This is a genomic window from Acidovorax sp. IB03, from assembly GCF_016406015.1.
In the GTDB taxonomy this organism is placed as follows: domain Bacteria; phylum Pseudomonadota; class Gammaproteobacteria; order Burkholderiales; family Burkholderiaceae_C; genus Acidovorax; species Acidovorax temperans.
Window position 1 is genome coordinate 25,313 of the sequence record NZ_JAEFCH010000014.1, and the last position, 18,806, is coordinate 44,118.

The 18,806-nt window shown below is 63.8% G+C and carries 15 protein-coding genes; all 15 read left to right on the forward strand.

Going from position 1 to position 18,806, the window contains the following annotated elements; genetic code table 11:
- Nucleotides 1-105 precede the first annotated feature (105 nt).
- Entirely contained in the window at nucleotides 106-1,215 is a 1,110-nt protein-coding gene (locus IHV84_RS09995) for a GTP-binding protein (protein WP_142082100.1), read from the forward strand.
- A gap of 167 nt (nucleotides 1,216-1,382) precedes the next feature.
- Entirely contained in the window at nucleotides 1,383-2,144 is a 762-nt protein-coding gene (dksA, locus tag IHV84_RS10000) for an RNA polymerase-binding protein DksA (RefSeq protein ID WP_198846747.1), read from the forward strand.
- 48 nt (nucleotides 2,145-2,192) lie between these two features.
- A complete protein-coding gene (locus IHV84_RS10005) occupies nucleotides 2,193-3,968 on the forward strand; it encodes an STAS domain-containing protein (protein ID WP_198846748.1) in 1,776 nt (591 codons plus the stop codon).
- Between the two features lie 73 nt (nucleotides 3,969-4,041).
- The gene (gene hslV, locus IHV84_RS10010) at nucleotides 4,042-4,605 is read left to right on the forward strand and encodes an ATP-dependent protease subunit HslV (protein ID WP_198846749.1); all 564 of its coding nucleotides are present in this window, start codon (nucleotides 4,042-4,044) and stop codon (nucleotides 4,603-4,605) included.
- A 94-nt stretch (nucleotides 4,606-4,699) separates the two neighbouring features.
- On the forward strand, nucleotides 4,700-6,025 hold the full coding sequence (hslU, locus tag IHV84_RS10015; RefSeq protein WP_142082094.1) for an ATP-dependent protease ATPase subunit HslU: 1,326 nt from the start codon (nucleotides 4,700-4,702) through the stop codon (nucleotides 6,023-6,025).
- A gap of 425 nt (nucleotides 6,026-6,450) precedes the next feature.
- Entirely contained in the window at nucleotides 6,451-6,879 is a 429-nt protein-coding gene (gene mraZ, locus IHV84_RS10020) for a division/cell wall cluster transcriptional repressor MraZ (RefSeq protein ID WP_044397702.1), read from the forward strand.
- A gap of 7 nt (nucleotides 6,880-6,886) precedes the next feature.
- Complete coding sequence (gene rsmH / locus IHV84_RS10025) at nucleotides 6,887-7,810, forward strand: 16S rRNA (cytosine(1402)-N(4))-methyltransferase RsmH (RefSeq protein WP_156445024.1); 924 nt, start codon at nucleotides 6,887-6,889, stop codon at nucleotides 7,808-7,810.
- Between the two features lie 82 nt (nucleotides 7,811-7,892).
- Nucleotides 7,893-8,222, forward strand: a complete 330-nt coding sequence (ftsL, locus tag IHV84_RS10030) for a cell division protein FtsL (protein WP_198846750.1) — start codon at nucleotides 7,893-7,895, stop codon at nucleotides 8,220-8,222.
- Nucleotides 8,219-9,964, forward strand: a complete 1,746-nt coding sequence (locus IHV84_RS10035) for a penicillin-binding protein 2 (protein WP_198846751.1) — start codon at nucleotides 8,219-8,221, stop codon at nucleotides 9,962-9,964. Before ftsL ends, IHV84_RS10035 begins: the two co-directional genes overlap by 4 nt.
- Nucleotides 9,961-11,490, forward strand: coding sequence for a UDP-N-acetylmuramoyl-L-alanyl-D-glutamate--2,6-diaminopimelate ligase (locus IHV84_RS10040; protein WP_198846752.1), 1,530 nt, complete (start codon nucleotides 9,961-9,963; stop codon nucleotides 11,488-11,490). Before IHV84_RS10035 ends, IHV84_RS10040 begins: the two co-directional genes overlap by 4 nt.
- The gene (gene murF, locus IHV84_RS10045; protein ID WP_198846753.1) at nucleotides 11,481-12,902 is read left to right on the forward strand and encodes a UDP-N-acetylmuramoyl-tripeptide--D-alanyl-D-alanine ligase; all 1,422 of its coding nucleotides are present in this window, start codon (nucleotides 11,481-11,483) and stop codon (nucleotides 12,900-12,902) included. The genes IHV84_RS10040 and murF overlap by 10 nt, the downstream gene beginning before the upstream one ends.
- Before the next feature lie 43 nt (nucleotides 12,903-12,945).
- Complete coding sequence (gene mraY / locus IHV84_RS10050; protein ID WP_066691752.1) at nucleotides 12,946-14,124, forward strand: phospho-N-acetylmuramoyl-pentapeptide-transferase; 1,179 nt, start codon at nucleotides 12,946-12,948, stop codon at nucleotides 14,122-14,124.
- Nucleotides 14,125-14,609: 485 nt separating this feature from the next.
- Nucleotides 14,610-16,127 (forward strand): UDP-N-acetylmuramoyl-L-alanine--D-glutamate ligase, encoded by a 1,518-nt coding sequence (gene murD / locus IHV84_RS10055; protein ID WP_370541246.1) that lies wholly within the window; start codon nucleotides 14,610-14,612, stop codon nucleotides 16,125-16,127.
- On the forward strand, nucleotides 16,127-17,416 hold the full coding sequence (ftsW, locus tag IHV84_RS10060) for a putative lipid II flippase FtsW (RefSeq protein ID WP_198846754.1): 1,290 nt from the start codon (nucleotides 16,127-16,129) through the stop codon (nucleotides 17,414-17,416). The genes murD and ftsW overlap by 1 nt, the downstream gene beginning before the upstream one ends.
- Nucleotides 17,417-17,662: 246 nt before the next feature.
- A complete protein-coding gene (gene murG, locus IHV84_RS10065; RefSeq protein WP_198846755.1) occupies nucleotides 17,663-18,724 on the forward strand; it encodes an undecaprenyldiphospho-muramoylpentapeptide beta-N-acetylglucosaminyltransferase in 1,062 nt (353 codons plus the stop codon).
- Nucleotides 18,725-18,806 lie beyond the last annotated feature (82 nt).

Consider the following 18,806-nt stretch of genomic DNA (forward strand, 5'->3'; position numbering starts at 1 on the left):
GATCGCTACACTGGAAAAAACCAGTTCTGCCCCGATCTGCGGGCACGGTATTCCAGCGGGCAGAGGGCTGTGGCCCCCGCCCTAGTTCATTTGAAAGAGATTCCCATGGCACTCATTCCAGTCACCATCCTCACGGGCTTTTTGGGCTCGGGCAAAACCACCTTGCTCAAGCGCGTCTTGACCGAGGCCCACGGCCAGAAGATCGCCGTGATCGAGAACGAGTTTGGTGAAGAAAACATCGACAACGACATCCTGGTGACGGAGTCGAAAGAGCAGATCGTGCAGATGAGCAACGGCTGCATCTGCTGCACCATCCGTGAAGACCTGCGTGAAACCCTGCAACTGCTGGCCGCCAAGAAGCGCAAGGGCTTGCTGGACTTTGAGCGCATCGTGATCGAAACCACCGGCCTGGCCGACCCCGGCCCTGTGGCGCAGACCTTCTTCATGGACGAAGAGATCGCCGAGACGTACCTGATCGATTCCATCATCACCCTGGTGGACGCCAAGCACGCAGCGCAGCAGCTCAACGACCGCCAGGAAGCACGCCGCCAGGTGGGTTTTGCCGACCAGATTTTCCTGTCCAAGACGGATCTGGTGAGTGCCGAGGACGTGGATGCCCTGACGCACCGCCTCAAGCACATGAACCCGCGTGCGCCCATCAAGGCGGTGCATTTTGGCGAGGTGCCGCTCAAGGAGGTGCTGGATCTGCGGGGCTTTAACCTCAACGCCAAGCTGGACATCGATCCCGACTTCCTCAAGGAAGACGAGCACGACCACAGCCACTGCGACCACGACCATGGGCATTGCGACCACGATCACGACCATGGCCATGAGCACCACGACCATGCGCCGGGCGAGGCGTGCAATCACCCCTCGCACCAGCACGGCCACGGGCATGGTCACCACCATCACCACGATGACGACGTCAAGAGCTTTGTCTACCGCTCCGACCGTCCGTTCGACCCCGCCAAGCTTGAAGACTTCCTGGGCGCCATTGTCAACATTTATGGCCCGCGCATGCTGCGTTACAAGGGCGTCTTGAACATGAAGGGCACCGATCGCAAGGTGATCTTCCAGGGCGTGCACCAGCTCATGGGCAGCGATTTGGGCCCTCAGTGGGCCGAAGGTGAGGCACGGGTGAGCAAGATGGTGTTCATCGGCATCGATCTGCCGCAGGACATCTTCCGTCAGGGTCTGGACCAAAGCCTGGTCTGAGGCCGTTTCCCTTGGGGAAACACCGGGGTGTGTTGTATCTGCAACGTTTTCGTTTGCGGCGGCGCAGATCGATACAATCGCGCCCCGGTAAAACCCCGGAAGGCTTGCCATCCGCCCCTGACTGCCCCCGCAGCCGGGGCCTGCCCGTATAGCGAGGAGACCAGGAAGTGAAAGCCGATACCAGCAAACCCAAAGCGGTGACCAAAGCGCCTGCCACTGCGGCCAAAGGTGCTGCCGCCCCGGTATCCGCCAAGGCGACCAAGCCTGCGGCTTCCACCAAGGCTGCCGCTGTCGCTGCGGCCCCCGTGGCCGAGAGCCCGCAAGTTCCGCTGCGCGCCACTCGGCCTTCTTCGCGATTGGCCCAATTGACCGTACCATCGATGGCCCAGACAGTGGCTTCCACCGCTGCCAAAGCTAGTTATCAACACACCATGCCCACGACCGCGCCAGTGCAACCTACCTACACCGCTGCCAAAAAAGACCCCAAGCTCGCCAACAACTGGAAGACCAAGACGGCCGAGGAGCTGACAGACGCTGAAGTGATGGCGATGCCGGACAGCGAGTACATGAACGACAAGCAAATGGCGTTTTTCCGCCTCAAGCTCGTTCAGCTCAAGCAAGACATCCATAACAGTGCCGGTGAAACCACCGAGCACCTGCGCGAAGACACCGTGGTGGTGCCCGACCCCGCCGACCGTGCCACCATCGAGGAAGAGCACGCCCTGGAGCTGCGCACCCGCGACCGCGAGCGCAAGCTGCTCAAGAAGATCGAACAATCGATCGCGCGCATCGACGCGGGCGACTACGGCTACTGCGACGAAACGGGCGAGCCCATCGGCGTGGGCCGCCTGATCGCGCGCCCCACGGCCACGCTGTCGCTGGAAGCTCAGCAGCGCCGTGAGCTCAAGCAAAAGATGTTCGGGGATTGAGGCGGGCTGTATCCTGAGTAGCCTCTTCACCACCGTACCCGCATCACCATGAGCAAGGAAGAAACCCCACCAGCCGGCGGACTGCTGTCCAAGATGGTGAGGTTTGTGCGCAATCCCACCGTGCAGTGGACAGAGCTGGACTCCCTGGCCGAGGACCGGGAGAGCCAGTACAGCAAGCAGATGCTCAAGGAGATGATTGAGCGCAAGCGCCGCAACGACTTTGTGCGCCGCCGCGAGTTCGATCAACTGCGCAAGCTGCGCCAGCGCGAGGTGTTGCAAGGCCATCGCACTGAAGATGCGAGCAATCGGCCTTCGCTCTTCCAAAGCAGCATGGCCTCGCCCGACGAGCGCGCCGTGACGCTCAAGAAGATCGACGAGATTGAAGCCCAGATGTCGCAGCAGTGGTGGAAGAGCAAGCAGTCGGGCAACGAAGCTGGCGAAACCATGCCGCTCACCATGCCCCCTGGCGCAACACAGCCCGCACCGGGGCTGGACACCCAGGCGGCCGATGCCCGAGCATTTGCGCCCACGGCGCCTGTTACCCTGGGCAGCCCGTTGGGGGCCACCAATGCCGCTGCGCCTACGGCCCCCAGCCCGGTGGCGCCCTTGTTTGCCAACGACAGCATGGCGGTAGGCCGCTTTGGCGGTGTGGACGCTGCGCTGCAAGCGGAACCAGAGGTACACCCTTCGTTCAGCCCCACTGTGCCAGGCGGGGTTGCCCCTGTGGCTGTCCAGCTGGAGAGATTCGTGCACGAACCCGATCTTGAAGAAGCGGCCATCAGCTATGCCAACGGCGACCACGAAGGCGCTGAGTCGGGCTTGCTGCAGGTGCTGGAGCAGCACCGGCAGGATGACCCTGAGCAGCAGCTGGAACTGTGGATGACGCTGTTCGACTTGTACCGCGCCACCGGGCAGCAAGACCGCTTTGAGAGCCTGGCCATTGATTTTGCGGCGCAGTACAGCCGCTCCGCCCCGCTGTGGTTCTCGTTGCCTGAGCAGTTGGGTGTGCAAGTTTCCTCGTCTAAGGCGGCTGGTGATGCGCCGGGGCGCCGTGAGTTCAGCTGGAATGCCCCTCAGCGGCTGGCTGTGTCCTCTGTGGCTGCATTGCAGGCCTCTGTCGAGCGCGCGGCTTCCCCTTGGACGCTGGCCTGGTCGCGCATTGCGGGTATTGACGATGCTGCGGTGCCGCTGCTGGCCGATCTGTTCACCCGCTGGGCAGACAAGCAGGGCCAGTTTGTTTTCTCTGGCGTGGACCGGTTGGAAACCCTGCTGGAGATCATGACCCAGTCGGGAGATCGCACCTCCGGCACGGAATGGTGGCGTTTGCGCATGTCGGCTTTGCGCCTGATGGGACGCCCGGATGAATTCGAACTGGTCGCGCTGGACTACTGCGTGACGTTTGAAGTTTCGCCTCCATCGTGGGTGGCGCCCAAGTGCAGCTATTCCGATGACAACGCGTCGGCTACTGCACAGCCACAGGTCAACGAGCGCGACATGCTGGCCTCTGATTTTGGAGAGCTGACATTGCCGCCGCCCATCGACAACGGGCCGGCAGCACTGCTCAGTGGCGTCATTGAGGGCGATGCAGTGCCTTTGCTGCAGCCGCTGCAAGAGTTGGTCAAGCCGGGTGTGCCTCTCGTTATTGCGTGCGACAAGCTCATGCGCATCGACTTTGCGGCGGCTGGCTCCGTGCTTAACTGGGCGGCTGATCTGCAATCGCAGGGGCATGTGGTGCATTTCCAGAACCTGCACCGCCTCATTGCTGTGTTCTTCAACGTGATCGGTATCAACGAGCACGCCTGGGTCATCCCGCGCAAGAACTGAAGCCCTTGCTGCGGCGGCGTTTCTCCTGCGGGAGTGCTTGCAATTGCGCAGACCATCCCCACCTGCGGCAGCTATGGACTCAACACACAACACACCGGTGTTTCATGGCACCACGATCTTGAGCGTGCGCCGCCAGACGCCGCAGGGCATGCAGGTCGCCATCGGTGGCGATGGCCAGGTCACGCTGGGCAATATCGTCGTCAAGGGCTCGGCACGCAAGGTGCGCAAGCTGTACCACGGCAAGGTGCTGGCGGGGTTCGCGGGCGCCACGGCCGATGCCTTCACGTTGTTTGAGCGCTTTGAGGCCAAGCTGGAAAAGCACCAGGGCCACTTGACGCGCGCGGCCATCGAGCTGACCAAGGATTGGCGCACCGACCGCGTGCTGCGCCGCCTCGAAGCCATGCTGGCCGTGGCCGATGCCAGCGCGTCTCTCATCATCACCGGCAACGGCGATGTGCTGGAGCCGGAGCAGGGCATCGTGGCGATTGGATCGGGTGGGGCGTATGCGCACTCGGCTGCCAAGGCGCTGCTGGTCAACACGGATCTGTCCGCGCAGGAGATCGTGAAGAAGTCGCTCGAAATTGCGGGTGAACTTTGCATCTACACCAACATGAACCACACCATCGAGACGCTCTGAGCGGCGACTGCGCAGGTTTACTATTATTTTGATAGCTGCTGGCGCTTTATTAATAAGCGCTAGAGCCATTTTTGATTGAATTCAGGCTGACACCATGTCTTCCATGACCCCCCAGGAAATCGTCTCCGAGCTGGACAACCACATCGTGGGCCAGGCCAGCGCCAAGCGCGCCGTGGCCATCGCGCTGCGCAACCGCTGGCGCCGCCAGCAGGTCGAAGGCAGCCTGCGCCACGAGATCACCCCGAAGAACATCCTCATGATTGGCCCCACGGGCGTGGGCAAGACCGAGATCGCGCGCCGCTTGGCCAAGCTGGCCGATGCTCCCTTCATCAAGGTCGAGGCCACCAAGTTCACCGAAGTGGGCTATGTGGGCAAGGATGTGGACGCCATCATCCGCGACCTGGCCGAGATGGCCGTCAAGCAGACGCGTGAAGCCGAGATGAAGAAGGTGCGCACCCGCGCCGAAGACGCGGCCGAGGAGCGTATTCTGGACGTGCTGATTCCTCAGGCCCGCACAGCGGCCGGGGCTGAGCCCGCTGCCGACAACACTGCGCGCCAGGTGTTTCGCAAAAAGCTGCGCGAAGGCCAGCTGGACGACAAGGAGATCGAGATCGACGTGGCCGATGCCCGCCCGCAGGTCGAGATCATGGGCCCCCAGGGCATGGAGGAAATGGCCGACCAGCTGCGTGGCATGTTCAGCCAGCTGGGCCAGGACCGTCGCCGCACCCGCAAGCTCAAGATCGCCGAGGCCCTCAAGCTCATCACCGACGAGGAAGCAGGCAAGCTGGTGAATGAAGAGGAAATCAAGGTCCGCGCCATTGCCAACGCCGAGCAAAACGGCATCGTCTTCATCGACGAAATCGACAAGGTGGCCGCGCGTCAGGAAACCAGTGGCTCCGACGTTTCCCGCCAGGGCGTACAGCGCGATTTGCTGCCGCTGGTGGAGGGCACCACCGTCTCCACCAAGTACGGCATGATCAAGACGGACCACATCCTGTTCATCGCATCGGGGGCCTTCCATCTCTCCAAGCCCAGCGACCTCATTCCTGAGCTGCAAGGGCGTTTCCCCATTCGTGTGGAGCTGGAGTCGCTGTCGGTGAAGGACTTCGAGGCCATCCTCACCCAGACCCATGCGTCCCTGGTCAAGCAGTACCAGGCCTTGCTGGCTACCGAAGGGGTGACGCTGGAATTTCTGCCTGAGGGCATCACGCGCCTGGCCCACATTGCCTACGAAGTGAACGAACGCACTGAGAACATCGGCGCCCGCCGACTGTCCACCGTGATGGAGCGCCTGCTGGACGAGGTGAGTTTTGACGCCACCCGCCTGGGCGGTCAAACCGTGCGCATCGATGCGGCCTATGTGGATGCACGCCTGCAGTCGCTCAGCCAGGACGAAGACCTGTCACGTTACATCCTTTGATGCAAGAGGGCGCATGTTTGCGCCAATGCTTGCCGTGATTCAGCCCCGCCCCACTTGGCGGGGCTTTTTTATGCCGGTAGCGCGCAAGTCGCCCGGTATCGGGGTGGCATGTCTGCGTCGATGAGAGCCGATCAGGGGTGCCTATCGGCAGGTCACCAAAGTTAACAAGTCCTATCGGCTTGCCTGCGCTTCAGGTATCACTTGCATAGCCTGTTCTAAGTGCTTATTTTTGAACATATTTTCTCACCTAATCACCTTACAATTCGGCGCTAAGTCATTGATTTCATTGAAAAACTTTGTAGCGACCCTGTTGATGAACATGGTTTTCCTGCTACAGTGGAAAAAAGTGCAAATAAGTGGGGGAAAGTGCCATTTGCTCCGATTCGCGGAGTGTCTGGCGGTCCACCAATCTGGGAAATCCATCCGTGTTCCAAGGTGCCTCATCGCTCAGTCTCGATGCGAAGGGTCGGCTTTCCGTGCCGACCCGGCATCGTGACGTCCTGGCGGCGACGGCATCCAGCCAGCTCACCATCACCAAGCACCCGCACGGTTGTCTGATGGTGTTCCCGCGCCCCGAGTGGGAGAAGTTCCGCGAACGCCTGGCGCAGCTTCCCATGTCCGCCCAGTGGTGGAAACGCATCTTTTTAGGCAACGCCATGGATGTGGACATGGATGGAACGGGCCGTGTGTTGATCTCCCCAGAACTGCGCGCAGCCGCAGGCCTGACCAAAGAAGCCGTGCTGCTGGGCATGGGCAACCACTTTGAACTGTGGGACAAGGCCACGTACGACGAGCAGGAGGCACAAGCCATGCAAGGCGAAATGCCCGATGCCTTCAAGGATTTTTCTTTCTGAGGCCGCGGTGACCCCATCTCTTCAACACACCACGGTTTTGCTGCATGAGGCAGTCGATGCCTTGCTGGGCAATGCGGGCCCTGAGCCTTCCGGTACCTGGGTGGATGCCACCTTCGGGCGAGGGGGGCATTCCAGGCTGATCCTGCAGAGGCTGGGGCCGCAGGGGAATCTTGTCGCATTCGACAAAGACCCCGAAGCCATCCAGGAGGCAGCGCGCATCACTGATGCGCGTTTTTCCATTCGGCACGAAGGTTTTCGCCATCTGGGCGAGTTGCCTGCGGGCAGTGCCTCGGGCGTGCTGATGGACATCGGGGTGAGCTCGCCCCAGATCGACAGCCCCGAGCGGGGTTTTAGTTTCCGTTTCGATGGCCCGCTGGACATGCGCATGGATACCACGCGCGGCGAAAGCGTGGCCGAGTGGCTGGCCACGGCCGAAGTCGGGCAGATTGCGGAGGTGATACGTGAATACGGTGAAGAACGGTTTGCTGGCCCCATTGCAAAGGCGATTGTTGCTCGGCGCGAGGAACGGGGCCCCCTTGCCACCACCTCCGAGCTTGCCGAGCTCGTGGCTGGCGCGGTCAAGACCCGCGAGGCGGGCCAGAACCCTGCAACGCGCACATTTCAGGCTTTACGGATTTTCATCAACGCTGAGCTTGAAGAGCTGCAGCAGGCCCTAGAGGCCAGTCTGACGGTGCTGCGCCCTGGCGGGCGGCTGGTGGTCATCAGCTTCCATTCTTTGGAAGACCGCATCGTCAAGCAGTTCATCGCCAAGCATTCCAAAGAGGTGTTTGACCGCCGTGCGCCGTTTGCTGTGCCGCAAGCCATGAAGCTCATCGCGCTCGATCGCATCAAGCCCAGCGAGCAAGAAGTGGCGGCCAACCCCCGCTCACGCAGCGCCATCATGCGCGTCGCGCAAAGGACGGATGCATGATCTTGCATGGCGCACCGCTGTACGCCGCCGCCCCTGTCTGGGGCGGTGAGAGCGTGCGCGTGCGCCGCGTTCAGGAGGCTGCATGGCGCGCCTGAACCTGATGCTCTTGCTGGCGGTGCTGGTGAGCGCCCTGTATCTGGTGCACACGCAGTACCAGTCGCGCCGCTTGTTCACCGAGCTGGATCGCGCGGTGGCCGAAGCGCGCCGCCTGGACACGGAGCACCAGCGGTTGCAGGTTGAAAAACGCGCGCAGGCCACACCCTTGCGCGTGGAAAAGATGGCCCGCGCCCAGCTGAACATGCGCACGGCCACGCCGGCCATCACGCAGTACGTAAGTGACCCTGCCGGGGTTGAGGCCGCTGCTTCCGGTGCCAAGGCCAAGCCTGCGCCTGCGGTGGAGGGCGCGCGATGAGCCGCAGCGTGCTCTACACCTCCAGCCCGTTGCTGGCGAGCAAGACGCCCGTCTGGCGCAGTAAGTTCATCGTGGCGATGATCGGGCTGGGCTTCGTAGGGCTGGGCGCCCGCGCAGCCTATGTGCAGGTGTTTGGCAATGATTTTTTCCAGCGGCAAGGCGAGGTGCGGTTTGCCCGCACGCTGGAGCTGCCCGCCAACCGCGGCAAGATTCTGGACCGCAACGGGCTCATCCTGGCGTCCAGCGTGCCCGCTGCCAGCATCTGGGCGATTCCAGAAGACGTGGAGCACGAAAAGCCCGAGGTCAAGGCCAAGCTGCGCCAGCTGGCCAAGCTGATGGAAATGCCTTTTGCCGACCTGATGGCCAAGCTCTCCGACGAAGACAAGACCTTTGTCTGGGTGAAGCGCCAGCTGGACTGGGATGTGGGCCAGAAGATTGCGGCACTCGACATCAAGGGCATCTACCAGCGCAAGGAATACAAGCGCCAGTACCCCGAGGGTGAAGCGGCTGCCCACATCGTTGGCTTCACCAATGTGGAAGACAAGGGGCAGGAAGGCATGGAGCTGGCCTTCAACAGCCAGCTGGCTGGCAAGCCTGGCTCACGCCGCGTGATCAAGGATCGCCTGGGCCGCGTGGTCGAAGGCGTGGGCGAGACCATTCCACCGATCGACGGAAAAGACATGCAGCTGTCCATCGACAGCAAGGTGCAGTTCTTTGCCTACCAAAAACTGCGCGACCAGGTGACCCTGCACAAGGCCAAGGCGGGCAGCGTGGTGGTGATGGACGCCCACACCGGCGAGCTGCTGGCCCTGGCCAACTACCCCAGCTACGTGCCCGACAAGCGCCAGAACCTGACCGGTGAGCAGCTACGCAACCGCGCGCTCACCGACGTGTTCGAGCCCGGCTCGACTATGAAGCCCTTCACCATTGGTCTGGCGCTGGAGTCTGGCCGTGTCAAGCCTGAAACCGTGATCGACACCTCGCCTGGGCGCATCAACATCACTGGCTCCACCATTTCCGACACGCACAACTACGGCGCGCTCACCGTTGAAGGCGTGATCCAGAAGTCCAGCAATGTGGGCACTACCAAGCTCGCCATGCAAATGCCCGCCAAGGAGATGTGGGAAACTTTCTCGGCCGCTGGCTTTGGGCAGAAGCCGCAGATCGGTTTTCCCGGCGCGATCAGCGGGCGCTTGCGTCCCTACAAAACCTGGCGCCCCGTCGAGCAGGCCACCATGTCTTACGGCTACGGCCTGTCGGCCAGCCTGTTCCAGATGGCCCGCTCGTACACCGTGTTTGCCAACGGCGGGCGCGTGATTCCTGCCACGCTGCTCAAGACCGATGAGCCCGCTGTGGGCGTTCCCGTTTTTTCTGAGCGCACCGCCGACCAGGTGCGCAAGATGCTGCAGATGGCGGCAGGCCCCGGCGGCACGGGCCAGAAGGCCCAGACGGTGGGGTACTCGGTGGGTGGCAAGTCGGGCACGGCCCGCAAGCAGGTGGGCAAGAGCTACGCCGCCGGCAAATACCGCGCATGGTTCACCGGCTTGGCCCCTGTTGACAAGCCCCGCATCATCGTGGCTGTGATGGTGGACGAGCCCAGCGCAGGGCAGGTCTACGGCGGCCTGGTGGCCGCCCCGGTGTTCAGCGAGGTGGTGCAGCAAACCCTGCGCATGATGAATGTGCAGCCCGACATGGCCGTCAAACCCCAGATCGTGGCCAACCCGGTGGAGGAGTCGCTGTGACAGCCCCCTTGACCACCCTGCACCAGGCGGCTGAAGCCGTGGCGTGGCTGCGTGCCCGTGTCGCGGGTACCTTGCAGACGGACAGCCGCAGTGTGCAGCCGGGAGACGGCTTCATCGCCTGGCCCGGTGCTGCCACCGATGGGCGCGCCCATGTGGCAGATGCGCTTCGGCGCGGTGCTGCGGCCTGCTTGGTCGAAGCCCAGGGCGTGCAGGACTTTGTCTTCCCCGCAGCTGCGCCCATCGCCGCGTTCAGTGGGCTCAAGGCCGCCACGGGCGAGATGGCATCCCAATGGTTTCACGACCCGTCCCACGCCCTGCAGGTGCTGGCCGTGACGGGCACCAATGGCAAGACCAGCAGCACCTGGTGGTTGGCAGAAGCCTTGAATTTGCTATCAAAAAATGAGCTGCCTGCGCTTGCTGGTTGTGCGGTAGTGGGTACTTTGGGTGTGGGTGTTCCGCCCTCCCTGCTCACCACTGGCATGACCACGCCCGACCCCGTGCGCCTGCACCGGGCCTTCCGCCAGTTTGCCGATCAAGGCTTGGCAGCCTGTGCGATCGAAGCGTCGTCGATTGGCTTGGCCGAGCACCGCCTGGCGGGCACCCAGATCCGCGTGGGTGTGTTCACCAACTTCACGCAAGACCACCTGGACTACCACGGCTCCATGGCCGACTACTGGCTGGCCAAACGGGCCTTGTTCGACTGGCCCGGGTTGCGCGCCGCGGTGGTGAACATCGACGACCCCCACGGCGCGCAGTTGCACGCTGAACTGCTTCAGCGCAGCGGTGCCGCTGCCTTGGATGTGTGGAGCGTGTCTGCCACGGGCAACGCACGCATTGCCGCGCGCGACATTGCCGCTGGCCCGTACGGCCTGCAATGGCTAGTGGTTGAAGGGGCAGAGCAACACTTGCTGCAATCCCGCGTGGTGGGCCATTACAACGTGCTCAACCTGCTGGGCGTGGTGGCCACGCTGCGCAGCCTGGGAGTGCCGCTGGCGGATGCCGTGCACGCCTGCGCGCAGCTCAGCCCCGTGCCGGGCCGCATGGAGCAACTGGCGCTGCCCGGCCAGCCCCTGGTGGCCGTGGACTACGCCCACACGCCCGATGCTCTGGAAAAAGCGCTGCAAGCATTGCGCCCCCTGGCGCAGCAGCGCGGTGGGCAACTGTGGTGCGTGTTCGGCTGCGGGGGGGATCGTGATGCCACCAAACGCCCGCTCATGGGCGCTGCCGCCCAGCACCATGCCGACTGGGTGGTGGCCACCAGCGACAACCCCCGCAGCGAAGACCTCGCCCACATACTGCACCAGATTCTGCAAGGCACTATTGCCGGCGAAACTGTGCGGGTGGAGCCCGATCGCGCCGCCGCCATCGCCCTGGCATTGAACGAGGCCGACCCTGCGGATGTGGTGCTGATTGCCGGCAAGGGGCACGAGGATTACCAAGAGGTGGCGGGCGTGCGCCGCCCGTTTTCAGACATGGCCCAGGCGCGCGCAGCGCTGCAGGCCCGCGGAGGCAGCACATGGGCATGATGACCCTTCAACAGGCCCTGGGCTTTGTTCGCCAGCGCATCCCCAGCGCCCAACTGGTGGGGGACGGCGCCACGCCCCTGGCCCGTGTGCACACCGACACCCGCACCTTGCAGGCCGGCGACCTGTTTGTCGCGCTCAAGGGTGAGCGATTTGATGCCAACGCCTTCCTGCCCCAAGCCCAGGCCAGCGGCGCTGCGGCCGCCCTGGCGCATGGTGGCGTGGCAGCGGCGGGGCTGCCCGGTATTGAAGTGCCAGACACTCTGGCTGCGTTTGGCGCCCTCGCGGCAGGCTGGCGCGCCCAGTTCACTTTGCCGCTGATCGGCGTGACGGGTAGCAACGGCAAGACCACCGTCACGCAGATGATTGCCTCCATCCTGCGGGCCTGGAAGGGCGAGGCGGCCTTTGCCACGCAGGGCAACTTCAACAACGACATCGGCGTGCCGCTGATGCTGCTGCGCCTCACGGCTGCCCACGAGGCCGCCGTGATCGAACTGGGCATGAACCACCCCGGCGAAATTGCCACGCTGGCAGCCATGGCCTGCCCCACGGTGGCCCTGGTCAACAACGCCCAGCGCGAGCACCTGGAGTTCATGCACACCGTGCAGGCGGTGGCGGAGGAAAACGGCTCTGTGCTGGCCTCTCTGCCTGCCGACGGGGTGGCCGTGTTCCCGGCGCAAGACACCTACACACCGCTGTGGCGCCGGTTGGCGGGTGGGCGCCGCTGCATCACCTTTGGGGAAGGTGGCGATGTGCAGTGCACGCAGGCTCTTTGGCAGCAAGGGGCCTGGAGCGTTGCTATGGCCACCCCGGCGGGTGTTGCGCGCTGCCGTCTGCACATTGCAGGCCGCCATAACGTAGTCAACGCCTTGGCCGCCGCAGCCTGTGCGTTGGCGGCGGGCGCGCCGCTGGATGCGGTGGTGCAAGGGCTGGAAGCATTTGTTCCCGTCAAGGGCCGCTCGCGCGCCCTGCGAATCACCCATGGCGGTCGCGGCATCACGGTGGTGGACGACAGCTACAACGCCAACCCCGATTCGATGCGCGCCGCGATCGACGTGCTGGCCGATCTGCCCGCTCCCCAGTTGCTGGTGATGGGCGACATGGGCGAAGTGGGCAACCAGGGCCCCGCGTTCCATGCAGAAGCCGGTGAGCACGCACGCAGCGCAGGCATTTCGCACGTTTACACGCTGGGTGCGCTGTCGGCTCACGCTGCTGCGGCTTGTGGCCCGGCCGCACAACATTTTGAAGACATGGCATCGCTGCAGGCAGCGGTGCGCAAGGCGCTGCCCCAGGTGGGCAGCGTGCTGGTGAAGGGATCCCGGTTCATGAAGATGGAACAGGTGGTGGAGGCGATGGTCGCCACCGCACAAGAACAACAACAGCCCGCCGCAGCAGGTGCGGGGGGCGTGCAGTGATGACTCAGGCAATGAACCAGGTCACGGTGCAGGGAGGATTCGCATGCTACTGATGCTTTCGCAATGGCTGCAGGGGCTCTCGCCCGAGTTCGGCTTTTTCCGGGTCTTCCAGTACCTCACCTTCCGCGCCGTGATGGCGGCGATGACAGCGCTGCTGATCGGGCTGGTGGCGGGCCCGAAGGTGATCCGTGTGCTCACCGCGCTCAAGATCGGCCAGCCCATTCGGGGCTACGGCATGCAGTCGCACCTGTCCAAAAGCGGCACGCCCACCATGGGCGGGGTGCTGATTCTGTTGTCGATTGCGATCTCCACCCTGCTGTGGTTTGACCTGTCCAACCGTTTTGTCTGGATCGTGCTCATTGTCACGTTGGGCTTTGGTGCCATTGGGTGGGTGGATGACTGGCGCAAGGTCGTCAACAAAGACCCCGAAGGCATGCGCTCGCGCGAGAAGTATTTCTGGCAGTCGGTGATCGGGCTCGTGGCGGCCCTGTACCTGGCGTTCAGCATTTCGGAAAGCTCCAACGCCAAGGTGCTGGAGCTGTTTATGAGCTGGGTGCAATCGGGTTTCTCGCTCGATTTGCCGCCCAAGGCTGGCTTGCAACTGCCCTTCTTCAAAGAGGTGAGCTACCCACTGGGTGTGCTGGGCTTTGTCATCCTGACCTATCTGGTCATCGTGGGCTCCAGCAATGCCGTCAACCTCACCGACGGGCTCGATGGCCTGGCCATCATGCCGGTGGTGATGGTGGGCTCGGCCCTGGGCGTGTTTGCCTACGTCACCGGCAGCTCGGTGTACTCCAAGTACCTGTTCTTCCCGCACATCCCTGGCTCGGGCGAGTTGTTGATCTTCTGTGCGGCCATGGCCGGGGCGGGGCTGGCCTTTCTGTGGTTCAACGCCCACCCCGCGCAGGTCTTCATGGGTGACGTGGGCGCTTTGGCGCTGGGCGGCGCGCTGGGCACCATCGCCGTCATCGTGCGCCAGGAAATCGTGCTGGCCATCATGGGCGGCATCTTCGTGGTGGAAGCTCTGTCCGTGATGCTGCAGGTGACCTGGTTCAAGTACACGAAAAAGCGCTACGGCGAAGGCCGTCGCCTGCTCAAGATGGCGCCGCTGCACCACCATTTTGAAAAGAGTGGCTGGAAAGAAACGCAAGTGGTCATCCGCTTCTGGATCATCACCATGCTGCTGTGCCTCATCGGCCTGTCCACGTTGAAACTGCGATGAGTACGCTGGATTCCTCTTCTCTGAACCACGGTGCCGAAGTGCCGGGCGCGGCTGTACCCTCCGGGCTGGAGGAAGCTGCGTTGGAGAGGCAAGAAACGCCCGCAGCGAGCGAGCCTGCTGACAGCGCTGGCCCAGCCGGCGAGGCCGTACAGCCCGCGGCAGAGTGCGCCATGGCGGATGCCCCTGACGAACAACCTGCAGCGGACCCAGCAGCATCTGACAATCTGCAACCCTGCGCGGGTGAACCTCCAGCAGAAGGTGCCGAGCCTGTAGCAGAGTCCACGCCCAGCGTGGCGGTGCTTGACAACTACGTGGCGCCCGCTGTTTCTGCGGCCAAGGCCGCTGCCGATTTTGTCGCCCAGATTTTTGCCGAGGTCCGCGCGAGCGATGTGCCCGAGGGCGCCGCGGCACCCGTGGTCAATGACCTTCCTGTGGCTGAAGCGCAGCCCGCTGAACTGGAGCCTCAGGGGCGTCCCGGCGAAGGCATGGCCCTCATGCAAGGCCAGAACGTGCTGGTGCTGGGGCTGGGCGCTTCGGGCCTGGCCATGGCCCGCTGGTGCGTGCGCTGCGGCGCCCAGGTCACGGTGGCCGATACGCGCGAAGCGCCCCCGCAACTGGCTTTGCTGCAGCAAGAGCTGCCGCAGGTGCGGTTTGTGGCGGGGCCCTTCGATGCATCGCTGGTCGATGGCAAGGGCCTGCATGCGGTGTACCGTTCTCCTGGCCTGAGCCCGGCCACGTTTGCCCCGGTGTTCCAGGCAGCCCAGGCGATTGGCCTGGTCACGGGCAGCGAGTTGACCTTGTATGCTGCAGCGCTGGCCTACCTGCGCAGCCAGCACGGCTACGCACCGTGCATGCTGGCCATCACTGGCACCAATGGCAAAACCACGGTCACATCGCTCACCGGGCAACTGGTGGAGCGTGCTGGCAAAACCGTGGCGGTGGCCGGCAACATTGGCCCCACACTGCTCGACACCCTGGCAGGTCATATCGACGCGGACACATTGCCCCAGGCCTGGGTGCTGGAGCTTTCCAGCTTTCAGCTCGATGGCGTGACTGGCTTTGAACCCACGGCCGCCACGGTGCTGAACATCACGCAGGATCACCTCGACTGGCACGGTGACATCAACGCCTATGCTGCGGCCAAGGCCCGCATTTTTGGCCAGACCGGCCTCATGGTGCTCAACCGCGAAGACCCCGAGGTGATGCAGATGCTGCCCCCGCCCGTGCGGGTGAAGCTCCAGAAGCCACAGCAGCGTGAACACGTCACCTTTGGTGCCGACATGCCGCGCCGGCCGGGCGATTTCGGGATTGAAATCGTCAACGGCATGCCCTGGCTGGTGCGCGCGCTGGAAGCCGACGAAACCCGCAAGCGCAGCCGCAGCGAGGAGGAAGAAGAACTGCACATCCAGCGCCTCATGCCTGCCGATGCCCTGCGCATTCGCGGTCGGCACAACGCCACCAATGCCCTCGCTGCCCTGGCGCTGGCCTCTGCCGCTGGCTGCCCGCTGGCGCCCATGCTCTACGGCCTGCGCGAATACCGCGGCGAGCCGCACCGCGTGGAGCCTGTAGCGTTGGTCAATGGCGTGGAATATTTTGACGACAGCAAGGGCACGAACGTGGGCGCCACAGTGGCCGCGTTGACGGGCCTGGGGGCGGATCGCCGCATCGTCCTCATCCTGGGTGGGGAAGGCAAGGGGCAGGATTTTTCGCCCCTGGCAACGCCCGTGGCGCGGTACGCGCGTGCCGTGGTGCTCATCGGCCGCGATGCCCCGCAGATCCGCAGCGCCTTGTCCGACACGGGCGTGGCCCTGATCGACGCGCCCGACCTGCCCCAGGCCGTGGCCCTGGCCACGCAGCGTGCGCACGCGGGCGATGCAGTGCTGATGTCCCCTGCCTGCGCCAGCTTTGACATGTTCAAAGACTACGAACACCGCGCGCATGTGTTCTGCGACACCGTGCGCAGCCTGGCGCAGGACGCAGGCCAAACCCTGGAGGGCGAGTGATGCCCGCATCCGCCGACACATCCCCCGAATCCGGCACAGGCTTGCTGTCACGCCTGGGCGGCTGGTTTGGCAGCCTGACAGGCAAGGCCGGTGATGTGCTGCCCGTGCGCGTGGGCGGCACGGAGTACCGCCAGTCCACCACCACGCCTGCCAGCGTGCTGGGCTACGACCAGGCGCTGATGTGGGTGGTGGTGGCATTGCTGGCCTGGGGGCTGGTGATGGTGTATTCGGCCTCGATTGCGTTGCCAGACAACCCGCGCTTTGCCAACTACGCCCCCACCCATTTCCTCACCCGGCACATGATGTACCTGGTGTTTGGCTTTGTGGCGGCGCTGCTGGCTTTTCAGGTGCCCATGAAGGTGTGGGAGCGCCTGGCGCCCTGGCTGTTTGTGGGCGCGTTGCTGTTGCTGGTGGCGGTACTCATCCCAGGTGTGGGCAAGGTGGTGAACGGCGCCCGCCGCTGGCTGGCCATCGGCCCCATTGGCTTTCAGCCTTCCGAGGTGGCCAAGCTGGCCGTGCTGATCTACGCCGCCGATTACATGGTGCGCAAGATGGAAGTGAAGGAGCGCTTCTTCCGCGCCGTGCTACCCATGGGCGCTGCGGTGGGCATTGTGGGCGTACTGCTGCTGGCCGAGCCCGACATGGGCGCCTTCATGGTGGTGGCGGTGATTGCCATGGGCATTCTGTTTCTCGGGGGCGTCAACGCCCGCATGTTCTTCCTGATTGCTGGCGTGCTGGTGGGGGCCTTCGCCTTGATGATTGCCAGTTCCCCCTGGCGGCGTGAGCGCGTGTTTGCGTATCTCGATCCGTTTAGCGAGCAACACGCCTTGGGCAAGGGCTACCAGCTGTCGCACTCGCTGATCGCCATCGGGCGCGGCGAGATTTTTGGTGTGGGGCTGGGCGGCAGTGTGGAAAAGCTGCACTGGCTGCCCGAAGCGCACACCGACTTTTTGCTGGCCGTGATCGGCGAGGAGTTTGGCCTGGTGGGCGTGATCACGCTCATCGTCCTGTTCCTCTGGATGACGCGCCGCATCATGCACATTGGCCGCCAAGCCATTGCCCTGGACCGTGTCTTCTCGGGTCTGGTCGCGCAGGGCGTAGCCATCTGGATCGGCTTTCAGGCCTTCATCAACATGGGCGTGAACCTGGGCGCCTTGCCCACCAAGGGGCTGACCTTGCCGTTGATGAGTTTCGGCGGCTCGGCCATCCTGCTCAACCTGGTGGCCCTGGCCATCGTGATGCGAGTGGACTATGAAAACAAGCTGCTCATGCGCGGAGGCCGCGTATGAGGAGTTTGTTTCACAAAAACAAGCTGCAGCAGCGTGCAACGCTGCCGAATGCGAAGCATTCGATGCGCGGAGGCCGCGTATGAGGAGTTTGTTTCATCAAAGCAAGCAACTGCAGCGCGTCAGCGCTGCCGAATGCGAAGCATTCGATGCACGGAGGCCGCGTATGAGCAGCTTGTTTCTTAAAAATATGCGCTGCATTGCACCAGCAATGCGGGCTGCGCAGCAGCCCATGCGCGGAGGTCGCGTATGAGCCAGAAGACTGCTCTCATCATGGCCGGCGGCACCGGCGGCCACATCTTCCCTGGCCTTGCAGTGGCCGAAGAGCTGCGTGCGCGCGGCTGGCGAGTGCACTGGCTGGGCGCGCCCGGCAGCATGGAATCGCGCATCGTGCCCCAGCACGGCTTTGCGCTGGAGCTGATTGATTTTTCTGGCGTGCGCGGCAAGGGTCTGGTCACGCTGGCCTTGCTGCCGCTGCGCCTGCTGCGTGCGTTCTGGCAGGCATTGCAGGTCGTGCGCCGCGTCAAGCCCGATGTGGTGGTGGGCCTGGGTGGCTACATCACCTTCCCGGGCGGGATGATGGGCGTGCTGTGTGGCAAGCCGCTGGTGCTGCATGAGCAGAACTCGGTGGCGGGCATGGCCAACAAGGTGCTGGCGGGCGTGGCCGACCGGGTGTTCACCGCCTTCCCCAACGTGTTCAAGAAGGCCCAGTGGGTGGGGAACCCGCTGCGCACTGCGTTCACGCGCCAGGCGGCACCGGCAGAGCGTTTTGCAGGCCGCACCGGCCCGCTGCGGCTGCTGGTGGTGGGCGGTAGCCTGGGCGCCCGGGCGCTCAACGAGATCGTGCCCCAGGCGCTGGCCCTGATTCCGCCCGAGCAACGCCCCGTGGTCCTCCACCAAAGCGGGGCCACGCAGATCGATGCCTTGCGCGCCAACTACGAGGCCGCTGGCGTGCAGGCCGAGTTGACTCCGTTCATCGAAGACACGGCCAGTGCGTTTGCCCACGCCGACATCATCGTCTGCCGTGCCGGGGCCAGCACCGTGACCGAAATTGCCGCCGTGGGTGCCGCGGCCATCTTTGTGCCATTCCCTTCGGCGGTGGACGACCACCAGACCACCAACGCGCAGTTTCTGGTGGGCGCGGGCGGCGGCTGGCTGGTGCAGCAAAGCGACCTGACCCCCGAGGGGTTGGCCAAAATGCTATTGAATTCAGAGCGCCCAGCGCTTGTAGAGATTGCCGAGAAGGCCAAAAACATGCAAAAAATCAATGCCACCCGCGAAGTGGTGGCCGCGTGCGAGGAGTTGGCATGAGCCTGTCCAAAGTCTTTTCGTGGTGTCCGTTGCCCCGCAAAGGGGGTAGGTGCAAGGCGCACACCGCAAGCCGCACTGGAGT